Source organism: Streptomyces mobaraensis (assembly GCF_020099395.1).
Classification (GTDB): Bacteria; Actinomycetota; Actinomycetes; order Streptomycetales; family Streptomycetaceae; genus Streptomyces.
The window spans coordinates 808635-825426 of the sequence record NZ_CP083590.1; the positions used below are offsets into that span (position 1 = coordinate 808635).

Annotated in this window: 15 protein-coding genes and 1 riboswitch; of the genes, 8 read left to right on the plus strand and 7 right to left on the minus strand. The window is 76.3% G+C overall.

Features of this window, described 5'->3' with window-relative positions:
* Positions 1 to 24: 24 nt before the first annotated feature.
* Positions 25 to 113, minus strand: a riboswitch (cobalamin riboswitch).
* A gap of 323 nt (positions 114 to 436) precedes the next feature.
* The 3 genes from K7I03_RS03295 (at position 437) to K7I03_RS03305 (ending at position 4262) form a co-directional block, all read left to right on the plus strand.
* Positions 437 to 1759, plus strand: a complete 1323-nt coding sequence (locus K7I03_RS03295; protein ID WP_185942749.1) for a cobalamin biosynthesis protein CobG — start codon at positions 437 to 439, stop codon at positions 1757 to 1759.
* Positions 1760 to 2103: 344 nt separating this feature from the next.
* Positions 2104 to 2730 (plus strand): precorrin-8X methylmutase, encoded by a 627-nt coding sequence (locus K7I03_RS03300; RefSeq protein ID WP_185942918.1) that lies wholly within the window; start codon positions 2104 to 2106, stop codon positions 2728 to 2730.
* On the plus strand, positions 2727 to 4262 hold the full coding sequence (locus tag K7I03_RS03305) for a precorrin-2 C(20)-methyltransferase (protein ID WP_185942748.1): 1536 nt from the start codon (positions 2727 to 2729) through the stop codon (positions 4260 to 4262). The genes K7I03_RS03300 and K7I03_RS03305 overlap by 4 nt, the downstream gene beginning before the upstream one ends.
* 38 nt (positions 4263 to 4300) lie before the next feature.
* Here K7I03_RS03305 and K7I03_RS03310 read toward each other — a convergent pair whose 3' ends face one another.
* Together K7I03_RS03310 and K7I03_RS03315 are read right to left on the minus strand one after the other, a co-directional pair.
* Positions 4301 to 5626, minus strand: a complete 1326-nt coding sequence (locus K7I03_RS03310; RefSeq protein ID WP_224346845.1) for an NDP-hexose 2,3-dehydratase family protein — start codon at positions 5624 to 5626, stop codon at positions 4301 to 4303.
* Between the two features lie 336 nt (positions 5627 to 5962).
* A complete protein-coding gene (locus K7I03_RS03315) occupies positions 5963 to 6724 on the minus strand; it encodes a cobalt-precorrin-6A reductase (RefSeq protein ID WP_185942746.1) in 762 nt (253 codons plus the stop codon).
* 72 nt (positions 6725 to 6796) lie between these two features.
* Between K7I03_RS03315 and K7I03_RS03320 the strand changes: the two genes are divergently transcribed.
* Entirely contained in the window at positions 6797 to 7957 is a 1161-nt protein-coding gene (locus K7I03_RS03320) for a cobalt-precorrin-5B (C(1))-methyltransferase (RefSeq protein ID WP_185942745.1), read from the plus strand.
* A 100-nt stretch (positions 7958 to 8057) separates the two neighbouring features.
* Here K7I03_RS03320 and K7I03_RS03325 read toward each other — a convergent pair whose 3' ends face one another.
* Positions 8058 to 8879: a MerR family transcriptional regulator gene (locus tag K7I03_RS03325; RefSeq protein WP_185942917.1), complete on the minus strand. Its 822-nt coding sequence runs from the start codon at positions 8877 to 8879 to the stop codon at positions 8058 to 8060.
* A gap of 159 nt (positions 8880 to 9038) precedes the next feature.
* On the opposite strand from K7I03_RS03325, the gene K7I03_RS03330 reads away from it, so the two are divergent.
* Positions 9039 to 9299 (plus strand): dsRBD fold-containing protein, encoded by a 261-nt coding sequence (locus tag K7I03_RS03330; protein WP_185942744.1) that lies wholly within the window; start codon positions 9039 to 9041, stop codon positions 9297 to 9299.
* 12 nt (positions 9300 to 9311) lie between these two features.
* Here the strand turns inward: K7I03_RS03330 and cobM are convergent, their stop codons facing one another.
* Positions 9312 to 10076, minus strand: a complete 765-nt coding sequence (cobM, locus tag K7I03_RS03335; protein WP_185942743.1) for a precorrin-4 C(11)-methyltransferase — start codon at positions 10074 to 10076, stop codon at positions 9312 to 9314.
* Complete coding sequence (gene cbiE, locus K7I03_RS03340; protein WP_224347376.1) at positions 10073 to 11401, minus strand: precorrin-6y C5,15-methyltransferase (decarboxylating) subunit CbiE; 1329 nt, start codon at positions 11399 to 11401, stop codon at positions 10073 to 10075. Before cbiE ends, cobM begins: the two co-directional genes overlap by 4 nt.
* Positions 11402 to 11758: 357 nt before the next feature.
* Between cbiE and K7I03_RS03345 the strand changes: the two genes are divergently transcribed.
* Complete coding sequence (locus K7I03_RS03345) at positions 11759 to 12970, plus strand: MFS transporter (RefSeq protein ID WP_185942741.1); 1212 nt, start codon at positions 11759 to 11761, stop codon at positions 12968 to 12970.
* A 35-nt stretch (positions 12971 to 13005) separates the two neighbouring features.
* Here K7I03_RS03345 and K7I03_RS03350 read toward each other — a convergent pair whose 3' ends face one another.
* Complete coding sequence (locus tag K7I03_RS03350) at positions 13006 to 13452, minus strand: trypsin-like peptidase domain-containing protein (RefSeq protein ID WP_185942740.1); 447 nt, start codon at positions 13450 to 13452, stop codon at positions 13006 to 13008.
* A gap of 66 nt (positions 13453 to 13518) precedes the next feature.
* Here K7I03_RS03350 and tsaD point away from each other — a divergent pair, with 66 nt between their 5' ends.
* Entirely contained in the window at positions 13519 to 14574 is a 1056-nt protein-coding gene (gene tsaD / locus K7I03_RS03355; protein ID WP_398858461.1) for a tRNA (adenosine(37)-N6)-threonylcarbamoyltransferase complex transferase subunit TsaD, read from the plus strand.
* A gap of 50 nt (positions 14575 to 14624) precedes the next feature.
* Positions 14625 to 14999 carry a hypothetical protein gene (locus tag K7I03_RS03360; RefSeq protein ID WP_185942738.1) on the plus strand — a complete coding sequence of 125 codons (375 nt, stop codon included), beginning with the start codon at positions 14625 to 14627 and terminating at the stop codon, positions 14997 to 14999.
* Between the two features lie 75 nt (positions 15000 to 15074).
* Here the strand turns inward: K7I03_RS03360 and K7I03_RS03365 are convergent, their stop codons facing one another.
* On the minus strand, positions 15075 to 16556 hold the full coding sequence (locus K7I03_RS03365; protein WP_185942737.1) for an SDR family NAD(P)-dependent oxidoreductase: 1482 nt from the start codon (positions 16554 to 16556) through the stop codon (positions 15075 to 15077).
* Between the last annotated feature and the right edge of the window lie 236 nt (positions 16557 to 16792).

A 16792-nucleotide genomic window follows, 5' to 3' on the forward strand; every position in this document is an offset into this window, starting at 1 on the left:
CCCGGGCGGTTGGGAGGACGGCGGGAGTTCCTGACTCGCTCGGCGGCGTGGTGCGTTGTGCTGCTGCCGTGCTCACAGTGGCGGGACCGTGCCGGAGTTCCACCGGCTTCCTCCCCTGGCGCCGTCGCTGGCGTCGGCGGATGGCTCCGCCGATCAGCCATAGTAGCGACCTGCGGGTTCGGGGCCGAGGGGGGAGTTTCACCCCGGTCCCTCCCCCAGAGGGGGGACCCCCATTTCACCGTTTCTTGCAGGGGCTGCGCCCCCGCACCCCCGAAACCGCGCTCCGCGCGGTTGTCCTCAAACGCCGGACGGGCTGTATCAGCCCGTCCGGCGTTTGAGGACGCGCGCCGCAGGCGCGCTCGGGGGCGCGGGGTACTCCTCGAAGAAACGGTGAAAGGGCGGGACCGGGGCAAACCCACCCCCCGACCCCGTCGGTATGCTCGCCGCCATGCCCGTCACCCCCACACCCCCCGGCAGCGACCGGCCCCGCGCCCGCGGTGACGCCTGCCCCGGCGCCCTCCGCCTGCACGCCGCCGACGACGGCGCACTGGCCCGCGTCCGCCTCCCGGCCGGGCTCCTGACGGTCCGTCAGGCGATGGAACTCGCCACACTGGCGGTCGAGTTGGGCGACGGCAACCTCGACCTCACCTCCCGCGGCAACATCCAGCTCCGCGCCCTGCCCGCCGGCTCCGGAGGCGAGCTCGGCGGCCGGCTCCGCGCCACCGGCCTCCTCCCCTCCGACCGCCACGAGCGCGTGCGGAACATCGCCGCGTCCCCCCTGCACGGCCTGGACGGCACCGGACACGCGGACGTCGGCGCCTGGGCCCGCGAGCTGGACCGCCTGCTCTGCGCGGACGACGAAGTGACCGCCCTCTCGGGCCGTTTCCTCTTCGGTCTCGACGACGGCCGCGGCGACATCGCCGCCCTCACCCCCGATGTGACATTGATCGCAGAGCCGGACGGCCGGACGGCCGTGCTCTGTTACGCCGCCGAGGGCCCGGGCCTGCGCGTCCCGGCCGCCGACGCGCCCCGCGCGGCCGTCGTCGCGGCCCGTCACTTCCTCGCCGCGCACGGCGGGTCCGCGTGGCGGGTGACGGAACTCCCCGCCGGCCGCCGCCCGGACGTCACGGCCCTGGCCGCCCGCCTCGCCGACGCCGAAGTGACCGCCGTCCCCACCGGCCGTTCCGCCGCCCCGCCACCGGGGCCGGTGTCCGGTCCCGACGGCCGTACCGCCCTCTCCGTGGCCGCTCCCCTGGGCCGGCTGACCGCCGGTCAGTGGCGGCTGCTCGTCGCCGCCGCCGAGGCCGGCTCCGGCGAACTGCGCGTGACGCCCTGGCGGGGCGTCGTCGTCCCCGGCCTCGCCGACGCGGACGCGGCCGCCGCCCGGCTCGCCGGGCTCGCGGACGCGGGCCTGGTGGTCTCCGCCGCCTCCCCCTGGTACGGCGCGGGCGCCTGCGCCGGGCGCCCGGGCTGCGCCAAGTCGCGCGCCGACGTGCGCGCCGACGCGACCGCCGCGCTCACCGGCACGCGCCCTGGCGGCACCGGGGACCTGCCGGTCTACTGGTCGGGGTGCGAGCGGCGCTGCGGGCATCCCGGCGGGCGGTGGGTGGACGTCCTGGCCACGGACGACGGCTACCGCGTGGCGGTACGGACGGGGGGCGGGGACGCGGAACAGGGCGTCCGCCGCGTCACCGCGGCCGGCCTGCCCGGCGCGGTGGCCGCCGCCCGCTCCGGCCCGGACGGCGACGGGACGCCATGACGGTCCGGCGGTCGGCGGTCGGCGGTCGGCGGTCGGCGGTCGGCGGTCGGCGGTCGGCGGTCGGCGGTCGGCGGTCGGCGGTCGGCGGTCGGCGGTCGGGTGCCGCGTACCGCCGGAGCACGGCCGATGTATAGATGTACCGACCGTATCGATGTACCGACCATGACCGACGAGGACGACCACGCCGCGACGACCGCGCCGCCGCGCCCCGGGGCACGTACCGCCCGGCGCGCCCCCGGACCCGGCCGGCCGGTCCTCCGAGCGCGCGCACGCGACCGGCGCGTGAACGCACCCCGCGCGTGAGCGCGACCAGCAAGCCCAGCGAGCGAGGCAGAGGCAGCACAGTGTTCGACTACGACAAGGACGGCGCGTCCATCTACCGCCAGTCCTTCGCCACCATCCGCGCCGAGGCGGACCTCGGCGGACTGCCGCCGGACGTGTCCCGGGTGGCGGTCCGCATGATCCACGCCTGTGGGATGACGGACCTGGTGCGCGACCTCGCGTACTCCCCTGACGTGGTGACCGCGGCGCGGAAGGCGCTGCTCGCGGGCGCGCCGATCCTCTGCGACGCCAACATGGTCGCCAGCGGCGTCACCCGCAAGCGGCTGCCGGCGGACAACGAGGTGCTGTGCACCCTCGCCGACCCGGCCGTGCCCGAACTCGCCGCGCGGATGGGCACGACGCGCAGCGCCGCCGCCCTGGAGCTGTGGCGGGACCGGCTGGACGGGGCCGTGGTGGCCGTCGGCAACGCGCCGACGGCGCTGTTCCGGCTGCTGGAGATGGTGGCCGAGGGCGCGCCGCGCCCGGCGGCGGTGCTCGGCATACCCGTCGGGTTCATCGGCGCGGCCGAGTCGAAGGACGCCCTGGCGGAGAACGCGCTGGGGCTGGAGTACCTGGTGGTGCGCGGGCGGCGCGGCGGCAGCGCCATGGCCGCCGCCGCGATCAACGCGATAGCGAGCGAGGAAGAGTGAGCGAGCAGCAGTCCCCGGCCACCGGCCGGCTGTACGGGGTGGGGCTGGGCCCCGGCGACCCGGCGCTGATGACCCTGCGGGCGGTGGAGTGCATCGCCGCGGCCGACGTCGTCGCGTACCACAGCGCCCGCCATGGCCGCAGCATCGCGCGGTCCATCGCCGAACGGCACCTGCGCGCCGACCACATCGAGGAGCCGCTGGTCTACCCGGTCACCACGGAGACCACGGACCACCCGGGCGGCTACCGGGGCGCGATGGAGGAGTTCTACGAGGAGGCCGCGGCGCGGCTGGCCGCGCACCTGGACGCCGGGCGCACGGTGGCGGTGCTCGCCGAGGGCGACCCACTCTTCTACAGCTCCTACATGCACATGCACAAGCGGCTGTCCCACCGCTACCCGACCGAGGTCGTCCCGGGCGTCACGTCCGTCAGCGCCGCCGCGGCCCGGCTGGGCGAGCCGCTGGTCGAGGGCGAGGAGGTGCTGACCGTCCTGCCGGGCACGCTGCCCGAGGAGGAGCTCGCCGCGCGGCTCGCGGCGACCGACTCGGCCGTGGTGATGAAGCTCGGCCGCACCTTCCCGGCCGTGCGGGGCGCGCTGGAGCGCTCGGGCCGGCTGGCGGAGGCGCGGTACGTGGAGCGGGCCACGATGCCCGGCGAGCGCACCGGGCGGCTGGCGGAGGTGGACCCGGAGTCCGTCCCGTACTTCTCCGTGGCCGTGCTGCCCAGCCGGGTGGCCGCCGCCACCGGTCCCGCCCCGGAGGAGCCCACGGGGGCGGACGGCGGCGAGGTCGTCGTCGTCGGCCTCGGCCCGGCCGGGCCCCGGTGGCTGACGCCGGAGGCGCGCGGCGCACTGGCCGCCGCCGAGGACGTCGTCGGCTACAGCACCTACGTGGACCGGGTGCCCGTCCGCCCCGGGCAGCGCCGGCACGCGTCGGACAACAAGGTGGAGTCGGAGCGCGCCGAGTTCGCCCTGGACCTGGCCCGGCAGGGGCGCCGGGTGGCCGTCGTCTCCTCGGGCGACCCGGGCGTCTTCGCGATGGCGAGCGCCGTCCTGGAGGTCGCCTCGGAGGGCCCGTACCGGGACATCCCGGTGCGGATCGTACCGGGCATGACTGCCGCCCACGCGGCGGCGGCCCGGGCGGGCGCGCCGCTCGGGCACGACTACGCGGTGGTGTCGCTCTCCGACCGGCTCAAGCCGTGGGAGGTCATCGCGGAGCGGCTGCGCGCCGCCGCCGCGGCCGACCTGGTGCTCGCTCTGTACAACCCGGGCTCGCGCAGCCGCGTCTGGCAGGTAGGCAAGGCCCGCGACCTGCTGCTGGAGCACCGCTCCCCGGACACCCCGGTGGTGCTCGGCCGGGACGTGGGCGGCCCGGAGGAGAGCGTCCGTGTCGTCCGGCTCGGGGAACTCGTCCCCGAGGAGGTCGACATGCGCACCCTCCTCATCGTCGGCTCGACGCAGACGCGGGCGGTGCGGCGCGGTCCCGGCGGCGGCGAGGAGATCGTCTGGACACCGCGGCGGTATCCGGAGCGGTGACGGGTCGGTAGGGGGGCGGCAGCAAAACGGCCGCCCCCCTACGGAATGAACCCCATGCACGCGAGCAGCGTGCGGGCCTCCACGTTGAGAAAGCCCCCGTACTGGTTGAGCGCGGCGAGCTGCCCGCAGGTCGCCCAGCGGAACGCGTCGTCCTCCTCCAGCGGGACGTCGTCGCCGGCGCGGACGGCCAGGTAGCGGTTGCGGGCGTGGTGGAAGCGGCCGCCCTCCTCGGACTGCACCACGTCGAACAGCACGCTGCCGGGCCGCGCTCCGGAGGCGGCGGCCAGCACGGTGTCGAGGTACCGGGGGCGCCGGTCCTCCGGCAGGTGGGCGTAGTTGGCGGGGACGCACTGCACGGTGGGGCCGATCTCGGCGGTGTCCGGGGTGCCGGCCTCCGCCCGGGCGCGTACCAGGACGTGCGGGGTCCCGCCGATGTCGCGCACCAGGAAGGCGACGACGCCCTGGCCGCAGGGCGCGAGCAGCGGCTGGGACCAGGCGGCCACCTCCCGGCTGCCCGCCCGGACGTCGACGCCGATGATCCGGAAGTAGCGGCCCTCCTCGTGGCCCACCTCGTCGTCGGTCATCCGCCAGCCGGTGGTCTCCCGCAGCGGTATGCGGCGGCGGACGGTCGGTTCGGCCGTCCTGTGGTGGGTGAGCCAGTTGAGCAGTTCGGGGAGGGAGTGCAGCGGACGTCCGCGGAAGCGGGCGGCGGCGGGCCCGGCGCCGCCGGCGAGGTGCGAGAGCACGGTCCGGGTGTCCATGTTGACCAGGTCGTCCACCGCGAGCAGCCGGCCGATCTCGTCCATGCTCAGCCAGCGGAAGTCGTCGAGGACCGGTACGTCCTCGTCGGTCCGGACGGGCCGGACGACGATGTTGCGGTTGCGCTTGGCTAGGAACCAGGCGCCCTGCTCGCTCTGCAGCGCGTCCGCGAGCGGCCGGCCGCGGCCCAGGGTGGTGAACAGGTCGAGGTACGGCACCGCGCGGCCCCGGTGGACCCGGGTGTAGTTGCTGCGGGTGGCCTGCACGGTGGGCGACAGCTGGAGGGCGTTGACGTTGCCGGGCTCCATCTTGGCCTGGAGCAGGCAGTGCGGGACGCCGTCGAAGTCCCGGACGAGGATGCCCAGGATGCCGTGCTCGGGCTGGCTGATGACGGGCTGCCGCCACTCCTCCACCGCGCGCCCGGGCACCCGGACGTCCAGGCCGTGCACGCCGAAGAAGCGGCCGCTGCGGTGGACGAGGTCGCCGGTCCCCGGGTCCGCGCTCCAGCCGTCGAGCTTCGTCAGGGGCACGCGGGTGACCCGGTAGGCGTGCGCGGCGCGGCGTTCCTCGAACCAGCGGTGGAATTCGGCGAGATCCGTGGACACCGTCGCGACACTCCCTGGGCCGGGCCCCGGGGGGGCCGGCCCCGGAACACTTGCGGGACGTACTCGGAACGCTCTGTGCGCCCAGCCTGCCGCACCCGGGCGGGGCGCGGATGCGCAGTTGAACGCGGGCGGGGGCGGGGAGGCCGGCGCGCCCGAGGCGGAGCAGCCGCACCGCATGGCACGCAAGTCACGTACGCGGCAGGCTCGTTGAAGCGCGGGACCGGCTCGCGGCCACCCCTTCACGCCCCGCCGTGCCGCGGCCCGCCCGTCCCGTTCAGAGGCGACGTACGCGCGTCTCAGGCGACGTACGCGCGTCTCAGAGGCGACACACGCGCGTCAGAGCGACACCACCCGCCGCACCCACGCCACCGCCTCCTCCGGCGCGGCGACCGCCGGGACGCCCGCGGGGAGCGGCGGGCGCCGGACCACGACGACGGGGATCCCGGCCTCGCGGGCGGCGGTCAGTTTCGCGGCCGTGGCGGTGGCGCCGCTGTCCTTGGTCACCAGGACGTCGACGCGGTGCCGGCGCAGCAGTTCGCGCTCGCCGTCGACCGTGAACGGCCCCCGGGCCAGCAGGATCTCGGTCCGGGGCGGCATGGGGGGCGAGGGGGCGTCGACCGAGCGCACGAGGAACCACATATTCTCTAGGTGCGCGAAGGCGGCGAGTCCCATCCTGCCCGTGGTCAGGAAGACCCGGTTCCCCAGGCCGGGCAGCGCCTCCGCCGCTTCGGCCAGCGACCCGACCGGACGCCAGTCGTCCCCCGGGCCCGCCGTCCAGCCGGGGCGGCGGACGGCCAGCAGCGGAACCTGAGCCTCCGCGGCGGCCTTCGCCGCGTTGGAACTGATCGTGTCGGCGAAAGGATGCGTGGCGTCGATGAGCGCGTCGACGTGCTGCTCGCGCAGCCACCGGGCCAGCCCCTCGGGGCCACCGAAACCGCCGATCCGCACCTGCCCGGCGGGCAGCCGCGGCGCGGCGACGCGGCCGGCGAGCGAGCTGGTGACCCGCAGGGCCGGCTCGCCGGCCAGCGCGGCGGCGAGCCGGCGGGCCTCCGTCGTGCCGCCCAGGATCAGGATGTGGCGCTCGGCGCTCACGCTCACCCGCCGCCTTTCCGTTCGTGCTTCCGTCCCCCTGCCGGGACGGAAAGGCCCAGCCTACGGCGGGTGGCCGGCATGACCGGCACCACGGCGGCCGGGACCCCCGGCGAGACGGCCAAGGGCGGCCGTGCGGCGCAGCTCGCGCACACCGGGCTGCGGTCCGGCTGGACGACGGGGGCCTGTGCGACGGCCGCCACCACCGCCGCGTACACCGCCCTGCTCACCGGGGACTTCCCCGACCCGGTGACGATCACCCTGCCCAAGGGGCAGACGCCGGCCTTCGCCCTGGCGGCGGAGGAACTGGCCGCCGGGCACGCCATGGCGGCGATCGTGAAGGACGCGGGGGACGACCCGGACGTCACCCACGGCGCCCTGGTCCGCGCCACCGTACGGCTCCTGCCGCCCGGTTCCGGGGTGGTCTTCCGAGCGGGGCCCGGCGTCGGCACGGTCACCCGGCCCGGGCTGCCGCTGCCGGTGGGCGAACCGGCGATCAACCCGGTGCCGCGCCGGCTGATGACCGAGCACGTGGCCGAGGTCGCGGCCCGGCACGGCGGGACGGGCGATGTGGAGATCGAGGTCTCGGTCGACCACGGCGAGGAGATCGCCCGCTCCACCTGGAACCCCCGGCTGGGCATCCTCGGCGGCCTCTCCATCCTCGGCACCACCGGCGTCGTCGTCCCCTACTCGTGCTCCGCCTGGATCGACAGCATCCGGCGCGGCGTCGACGTGGCCCGCGCGGCGGGGCGCCGGCATGTGGCCGGCTGTACGGGCTCGACGTCGGAGAAGGTCGCGGTGGCCGTGCACGGGCTGCCCGAGGACGCCCTGCTCGACATGGGCGACTTCGCGGGCGCGGTGCTCAAGTACATCCGCCGGCACCCGGTGGACCGGCTGACCATCGCCGGCGGCTTCGCCAAGCTCTCCAAACTGGCCGCCGGCCACCTGGACCTGCACTCGGCCCGCTCCCAGGTCGACAAGGGCTTCCTCGCGGAACTGGCCCGCCACGCCGGCGCCGACGAGACCCTGGCGGCCGAGGTCGCCTCCGCCAACACCGGCCTGGACGCCCTCCAGCGCTGCGCCGCACGCGGCGTCCCCCTGGGCGACCTGGTCGCGACGACGGCCCGCGACGAGGCCCTGAGCGTCCTGCGCGGGGCGCCCGTCGCCGTCGACGTCCTGTGCATCGACCGGGCGGGCACGATCGTGGGCCGCGCGGAGCCCAGGGGGCCGGGACGGGGGTGACCCCGCCCCGCCCGGCCCCGTACCGGTCACCGGCCCGCCCGGGCCCCGCGCACGGTGCCGGACCGGTCACACGCGGAGCCACGGGCGGCGGAAACCGGCCCTACCCCTGCGCCACCGGCTCCTGAAGCTCCGTCACCCACTCCGCCGGGTCCTCCGGGCACTCCAGGTAGAGCTCCCGCGCGTACCCCGCCGACCGGTAGCCGTTGGCGTCGATCCAGTGGGCCAGCGCCTGGGCCGTCGGGAGGACGCCGTCCATCGAGCCGTGGTGGACGACGGTCGCGGCCGTCTCGATGCCGGGGAGGTCCACGAGGTCGAAGCCCGCGGCCGCGGCCCCCGGGCCGACCGGGAACGCCGCGTGGGCGAGGATGCCGCCGGAACCGGCGGGGTCGTCCTCGTAGTAGGCGACGGCCGGGCCCGCCGGGGTCACCCCGGCCTCGTCCAGCCGCCGGCACAGCTCGGCGAACAGCGGGCTGACGACCGGGCCGATCTCCTCGGGTGCGTAGCCGGCCGCGACGGCGCTCAGCTCGGCCACCCGTACCGCCGGGACGTTCTTGATCACCACATCGTGGGTACTCATGGTTCCCTCGCTCTCCAGACCGCGGAGTCTCGCCTCGACCCGCACCAGCCGGGCCGCCGCCGCGGTGGCGGCGGCCTCCAGTTCGGCGCGGCGCAGCCGCAGCATGCCGCGCAGTTCCTCCGTGCCGACCTCCTCGTCCACGATCGTCCGCACTTGCTGGAGGGTGAACCCCAGCTCCTTGAGGGCGATGACGCGGTTGAGGCGGGCGAGTTGGCCCGCCTCGTAGTAGCGGTAGCCGGTGGCGGCGTCGACGCGGGCGGGGCGCAGCAGCCCCGTCGCGTCGTAGTGGCGCAGCATGCGGACGGACACACGTCCGTACCGGGCGAAATCTCCGATGATGAACATGACGCCCCTCAGGAAAGCGGCTGACACGGTGTGAGGGTCAACGGCGTGGCCGCGCGGGTGCGGCGGCCCGGGGCCCGCCGTAGCCTGGACGCGACGAGGGCCCGCCGGCGGGACCCCTTCCCGTCGCCGGGCCCGGTGCCGAGTGCGGAGGTGAGGACGGTGCAGCACGTCGCGGGCTGGCATGTGGAAGTCGAGTTCGACGAGGACGAACGGCATGTCCGCGCCGCCGCCCTGCTGCGGCTGCGGGACGGCACCGAGGTGCGGGCGCGCGGCAAGGCGGCCCGGCACCCGGCCGACCCGGGCGAGGCCCGGGTGGGCGAGGAGCTGGCGGGCGCCCGCGCGCTCGTGGACCTCGCCGAGCAGCTCGCCGCGAAGGGCGGCCACGAGGCGGCCGACCTGCGGGCGGAGGTCGCGGCTTAGAACGTCGGCGGCTTAGAACATCGAGCGTCCGGCCGCGTCGCGGCACCGCTCCGTCGAGTACAGGTGGCTGTCGGGGAACTGCTCGGCGCCCAGCGTCCGTCCGACCAGGATGACCGCCGTGCGGACGACGCCCGCGGCCCGGACCTGGTCGGCGATGCCGGCGAGCGGGCCGCGCAGCACGATCTCGTCGGGCCGGCTGGCCATGGCGACGACGGCGGCGGGGCAGTCCGGGCCGTATTGCGGCAGCAGTTCGGCGACCACGCGGTCCGCGTGCCGGGCGGCGAGGTGCAGCACGAGGAGCGCGCCGCTGCGGCCGAGGGTGGCCAGGTCCTCGCCGGGCGGCATGGGCGTGGCCCGCTCGGCGATCCGGGTGAGGACGACGGTCTGGCCGACGGTCGGGACGGTCAGTTCGCGGCCGAGGGAGGCCGCGGCGGCGGCGAAGGCGGGGACGCCGGGCACGATCTCGTACGGGATGCCGTGCGCGTCCAGCCGGCGCATCTGCTCGGCGACGGCGCTGAAGACGGACGGGTCGCCGGAGTGCAGCCGGGCGACGTCCTGGCCGGCCTCGTGGGCGCGGACGAACTCGGCGGTGATTTCGTCCAGGTCCAGCTTGGCGGTGTCGACGAGCCGGGACCCGGGCGGGCAGTCGGCGAGGAGCTCGCGCGGGACGAGGCTGCCGGCGTAGAGGCAGACGCCGCACCGGGCGAGCGTGCGGGCGCCGCGCACCGTGATGAGGTCGGCGGCGCCGGGGCCGGCGCCGATGAAGTACACGGTCATGAGGTGAGGGCTCCTTCTGCGGCTTCCGCCGCTCGGACGGGCTGCTGGGCGGGTACGACCGCGTGCCGGCCGGACGCTTCCGCGTCGTCGCCGCCGCGCTTGACCACCGACCACTGCGTCACCGGCATCGCCTGCCGCCACCCGGTGAAGCCCCCGACAGGCACGGCGTGCGCCACGGCCAGCCGGACCAGCTCGCCGCCGAACCGCCGGTAGCGGTCGGCGAGCAGCGCCTCGGACTCCAGGGTGACGGTGTTGGCGACCAGCCGCCCGCCCTCGGGCAGCGCCGCCCAGCAGGCGTCGAGCAGGCCGGGGGCGGTGAGCCCGCCGCCGATGAACACGGCGTCGGGGACGGGCAGTCCGGCGAGCGCGGCCGGCGCGGCGCCGGTGACGACGCGCAGGCCCGGGACGCCCAGGGCGGCGGCGTTGCGGGCGATGCGCCCGGCCCGGACGGGGTCGCGTTCGACGGTGACCGCCCGGCAGGAGCGGTGGGCGCGCATCCACTCGATGCCGATGGAGCCGGAGCCCCCGCCGATGTCCCAGAGCAGCTCGCCGGGGGCGGGCCCGAGGGCGGCGAGGGTCGCGGCGCGGACGTGACGCTTCGTCAACTGCCCGTCGTGGTCGAAGGCTTCGTCCGGCAGGCCGGGGACGACCGGCAGCCGGAGGGTGCCGGGCGCGGAGCGGCAGACGACGGCGACGACGTTCAGCGGGTCGCCGGCCGGGTGCTCCCACGCGTCCGCCGTGCCCTCGCGGCGGGCCTCGCGGTCGCCGCCGAGCTGTTCCAGGACCGTCATCGCGCTCGGCCCGAAGCCGCGCTCGCGCAGCAGCGCGGCGACCTCGGCCGGGGAGCCGGCGCCGGCACTGAGCAGCAACAGCCGGCGGCCGGGCTGGAGGGCGGCGGTGAGCGCGTCGAGCGGCCGTCCGACGAGGCTGATCACCTCGGTGCCGTCCAGCGGCCAGCCCAGCCGGGCACAGGCGTACGAGGCGGAGGACGGGTGCGGCAGCACCCGCAGCGCCTCGGGGCCCAGCGCTTCGGCGAGGGTCCGGCCGATGCCGAAGAACATGGGGTCGCCGCTGGCCAGGACGGCCACCCGGCGCCCGGCGTGCTCCGCGAGCAGCCGCGGCACGGCGGGCCGCAGCGGCGACGGCCACACCACCCGCTCCCCCGGGCACTCCTCCGGCACCAACCCGAGCTGCCGCGCCCCGCCCACGATCACCTCGGCGGCCCGCAACACCTCCCGGGCCCCCGGCGCGAGCCCGCCCCAGCCGTCGGCGCCGATCCCCACGACGGTGACGGGGGTGCGGGGCGCGAGAGCCCCTGAGGGCACGGACGACTCAGCGGACTCAGCGGACGCGGCGGGCACGGACGGACACCTCGGACGGTCGACGGACGGGCGGTACCGGAACTCTACTGACCTGCGAGGACTCCGGTACACCCGGCACCTGGGCGCGCTGTCCGCGCCGCGGCCGGCGGCCGGGCGGACGCCGCGTCGGCGGGCGCGGCCCGGCCCAGGGGAACGGCGTCCCGCCATCCCCGTCCACCGGCCGGGCAGTTCGCGGAATCGCGACATCACCGTACGCCGGCGACGTCCGCGTCGCGGATCCGCCAGCCCCGCCCCCGGGCGGACTGCTGGAGTGATCACCGAAGCACCGAACCCAACCTCCCCGTACAGAACGGAACTTCCATGCCCGCACTCCCCTCCACGCGGCCCGGCGGCCCGGCCGGGGCCGGCCGGCCCGCCGTCGTCGCCGTGACGCTGGGCCTCTTCGCGATCGTCACCACCGAGATCCTGCCGATCGGCCTGCTGACCTCGATCGGCGCGGACTTCACCGTCTCGGACGGGGCGGCCGGGCTGACGATGGCGGTCCCGGGGCTGCTGGCGGCGGTGTCCGCTCCCCTGGTCACCGTGGCCACGGCGGGCGCCGACCGGCGGCTGGTGCTCTGTGTGCTCATGCTCCTGCTGACGCTGGCCGACGTGGTCGCCGCCGTGGCGCCCGGCCTTCCCCTGCTCCTCGTCTCGCGGATCCTGGTCGGGGTGACGATCGGCGGTTTCTGGTCGGTCGGGGCTGGGCTGGCCGAGCGGCTGGTGCCGCCGGCGGCGGCCGGCCGGGCCACCGCGGTGATCTTCTCGGCGGTCCCGCTCGGGTCCGTCCTGGGGGTGCCGGCCGGCACCCTGGCCGGGGACCTCGCCGGGTGGCGGACGGCCTTCGTCGCCCTGGCCGTCCTGGCGGCCGGCGTCCTGGCCGCACTGCTGCTGACCGTCCCGCCGCTCCCGCCGCTCCGGGCGACGCGCGCGGCCGTCCTCGGGGAGGTGCTGCGGCGCCCCGGCACCCGCGCGGCGGCGTTCCTGACGTTCCTCGTCGTCCTCGCCCACTTCGGGACGTACACCTACGTGACCCCGTTCCTGGAGCGGGTGACCGGCCTGGGCGACGGGCCGGTCACCACGTTCCTGCTCGCGTACGGCGCCGCGGGCGTCCTCGGCAACTTCCTCGGCGGTGCCCGGGCGGCCCGGCACCCGCGGTACGTCTTCGGGGCGGCGGCCGGCCTGCTCGCGGCCGCGACGCTGCTGCTGCCGGTGCTGGGCGGCGGCCCGGCCGGGGCGCTGGTCCTGCTGGCCGTGTGGGGCGTGGCGTACGGCGCGGTGCCGGTGGCCTCGCAGGCGCTGTTCGCCCGGGCGGCACCGGACGCCCCGGAGGCGGCGTCGGTCCTGTTCACCGCGGCGTTCCAGGCGACGTTCTCGCTGGGGGCGTTCGCCGGGGGCGGGGTGCTGGACCGCACGTCCCCGGCCGCGCTGATGGCGCTCGGCGGCGGTGTCGCGGCCGTGGCGGCGCTGTCGGCGGTGGCGCGCCTGTCCGACGGCGACCGCCCCGGCCGGGTCGGGACGCCCCGCCACTGACGATGCGTCCACCTGCCGGTCGTCGCGGTCCCCGGTCACCGGATCCTTCCGCAGGTGCGGGAAGCCCACCACGGAGACCTCGTGCGGCGGGTGCCGATGAGCCGGCCCCAGCGCTGCGGCGGCCGGCGGGTGATGTCGGCGAGCGACGCGGGCGGGGGCCGGCCCTGCCCCTCGTCCACCTCGACCAGCGCGGCGTCGACGTGGTCCCGCCGGCGGTACCAGCGCACGCGGCCGGTGTACTGCCCGGTCCCGGCGTCCGGCCGGCAGACCGTCACCCGGCCGGGGACCGGCCCGGACCCGTCGGTACCCAGGACGTGCGCTGCGGTCAGCGCGAGGCGCGGGCCGACGAGGTAGCCGGAGCCGAAGCGCGACGCGGCGTGTCCCGCGTCGTACAGGCGGATCCGCACCCGCCGGCCTGGTTCCACGGGCGCCTCCTCCCGGCCGTTGACGAGCAGCGGCTCGCGGGCAGCGCACCCGGCCACCCTTCTTGCGTACGATGTGCAACTACACATCAGTCGGCAGGAGGAAGAAGCGTGGGACGTTCACCGGTGGTGCTGGGCATCGAATCGTCCTGCGACGAGACCGGCGCCGGTCTCGTCCGGGACGGGAAGCTGCTGGGGCACGCGGTGGCGTCCAGCATGGACGAGCACGCCCGGTACGGCGGCGTGGTCCCGGAGATCGCCGCTCGCGCCCATGTGCACTCCGCCACGCCGGTGGTCCACCGGGCGCTGGCCGACGCCGGTCTGACGATGGCGGACATCGGGGCGGTCGCGGTGACGACCGGGCCCGGGCTGTCCGGGGCGCTGCAGGTCGGCGTGGCCGCGGCCAAGGGGCTGGCCTACTCGCTGGGCGTCCCGCTGTACGGGGTGCACCACCTGGCCGGGCACGTCGCGGCCGACACGCTGGAGCACGGGCCGCTGCCGAACCCGTGCGTGGTGCTGATCGTCTCCGGCGGCCACACCTCGCTGCTGCTGGTCCGCGACCTGGCCCGGGACCCGATCGTCCACCTGGGCGACACCCTCGACGACGCGGCCGGCGAGTGCTTCGACAAGGTCGCGCGCGTCTTCGGGCTGCCCTACCCGGGCGGCCCCGCCGTGGACCGCGCGGCCCGGGACGGCGACCCGCGCGCCGTCGCCTTCCCCCGGCCGATGACCGGGCCGCGCGACGACCCGTGGACGTTCTCGTTCTCCGGCCTGAAGACCGCCGCCGCCCGCTGGGCCGAGCGGCACCGCGCGGCCGGCCGCCCGCTGCCGATCGCGGACGGCGCCGCCTCCCTCCAGGAGGCCATCGCCGACGTCCTCACCCGCAAGGCCGTCGCCGCCTGCGTCGAACACGGCGTCGGCACCCTGGTGGTGGTCGGCGGCGTGGCCGCCAACTCCCGGGTGCGCGCCCTGGCCGAGGAGCGCTGCGCCGCGGCCGGCGTGCGCCTGCGCGTCCCGCCGCCGCGGCTGTGCACCGACAACGGCGCGATGATCGCGGCCGTCGGCGACCTGCTGGTCCGCGCGGGCGCGGAGCCGGCCCCGCTGGACGTGTCCATCGACCCGTCGGCGCCCCTGGAGTACGCGGCCCTGCACCCCGTCGCCCGGACCGTCCGCGCCGCCTGACCCACCGCGCCCGGGTGCCGCGGGGCGGCCTCGGGGGAAGACTGTGCGGTATGCGGACCGGACTACTGCGCGCGATCGGCGCCACGACCGCCGTCTACGGCCTGGCGGTGACCCGCCGCCCACGGCTGCTCGGCGCCCCCTCGGGCCTCCCGGACACGGCCGCCGTGCGCGTCTCGCTGGCCCCGCTGGCCTGGCGCGACGCGGCCTGCGGGCTGGCGATGCTCCTCGCGCCGGAGGGCGCGGCCCTGCGCACGGCCACGCTGCTGCGGATCGCCGCGGACTTCGGCGACGCGGTCCTCCTGGGCCGTTCCCTGCCGGGGCCGGCCCGCCGGGCCGGCGCGGTGGCGGTGTCGGTGGGCTGGGGCGCGCTGTCGTGCGCGGCGCTGTGGGGCGGGGATGGTGCGGGGCGGGGCGGGGGCACCTGACCCCACGAACGCCGGACGGGCCGAGCGCTCCCCGCGCACCGGCCCGTCCGTCCACTCCCTACGTGCCGGCGCCGCCTACCAGTCGGAGCGCCGGTAGTCCTTGAGGAAGCACCCGTACAGGTCCTCCCCCTCCTCGCCGCGCACGATCGGGTCGTAGACGCGGGCGGCGCCGTCGATCAGGTCGAGCGGGGCGTGGAAGCCCGCCTCGGCCAGCCGCACCTTGTCGGGGTGCGGGCGCTCGTCCGTGATCCAGCCCGTGTCGACGGCGGTCATCAGGATGCCGTCGGTCTCCAGCATCTCGTCGGCGCTGGTGCGGGTGAGCATGTTGAGCGCGGCCTTGGCCATGTTGGTGTGCGGGTGCCCGGCGCCCTTGTAGCCGCGGCTGAAGACGCCCTCCATCGCGGAGACGTTGACGACGTACTTCCGGCGGGCCGTGGAGGCGGCCATCGCCGGGCGCAGCCGGCTGATGAGGATGAACGGCGCGGTCGAGTTGCAGAGCTGGACCTCGAGCAGCTCGACCGGGTCGACCTCGGAGACGGTCTGGATCCAGCTGTTGGTGGCGTCCAGGTCGGGGACCAGGCCGCCGGCGTCGATCGCCGTGCCGGCCTCGATGCGGGCGAGCGACGCGGAGCCGCTGACCAGCGCGAGGTCGGTGACGTCCTGGGCGGTCAGGCCCTCCCCGTTCCCCATGGGCAGCGCGGCGACGGCGTCCACGGCGCCGCTGCCGAACGCGCCGATCACCTCGGCCGCCGGCAGGGCACCGGCCGGGAGCGGCGCCGACTCGGCGGCGACGAGCTCGCTGTAGGCGCGGGGCGACCGGCGTACGGTCTGGGCCGCGTTGTTGATCAGGATGTCGAGCGGGCCCTCGGCGGCCACGCTGTCGGCGAGCGCCACGACCTGCGCGGGGTCGCGGAGGTCGATGCCGACGACCTTGAGCCGGTGGATCCACTCGTCGCTGTCCGGCATCGCCTTGAAGCGGCGGATGGCGTCGTTCGGGAACCGGGTGGTGATGGTGGTGTGCGCGCCGTCGCGCAGCAGCCGCAGCGCGATGTACATGCCGATCTTGGCGCGCCCGCCGGTGAGCAGCGCCCGGCGGCCGGTGAGGTCGGTCCGGGCGTCGCGCCGGGCCCGGTTCTCGGCGGCGCAGGGGCGGCAGAGCTGGTGGTAGAACGCGTCGACCTCGACGTAGCGGGTCTTGCAGATGTAGCAGGAGCGGGGGCGCTCCAGGACGCCGGCTATCTCGCCGAGGGTGCTGGAGCTGGGCAGGATGCCCTGCGTCTCGTCGTCGATGCGGTCGGCGGAGCCGGTGGCCGTGGCCTCGGTGACCTGGCGGTCGTGGGCGGTCTTGGCGGCCCGGCGCTCCTGGCGGCGGCGCTGCTTGACCGTGCGGTAGATGCCCGAGGTGGCCCGGCGGACGGTGATCGCGTCCGGGTGGTCGATCGGCAGCTCGTCGAGCTCCTTGAGCACGTCCAGGCAGATCGCCAGGCGCTCGGGGGCGATGCCCGCCCCCTCGGCGGTGCCCCGGGCGTCGCCGCGGCTCTCTTCTGTGACCGTCATAGCCGCTGTTGTTTCCAGTCCATACGTTCGATTGAGGCTTCCGGGAAACTGTACGGAAGCCCGGCCCCATTACCAAACCCGCCCCGGCGAACGCAAGGCGCCTCCACGCTGGACATACACACCGGAGAGCCCATGCGGAGGCGGGCCGCCTGCGACGGCCCGCCATGCTCCCACGTATCGGGCGACCCCTCAATTCCCGGGCATCACATCTGACTTATTGCCCTCAATGGGTTAAT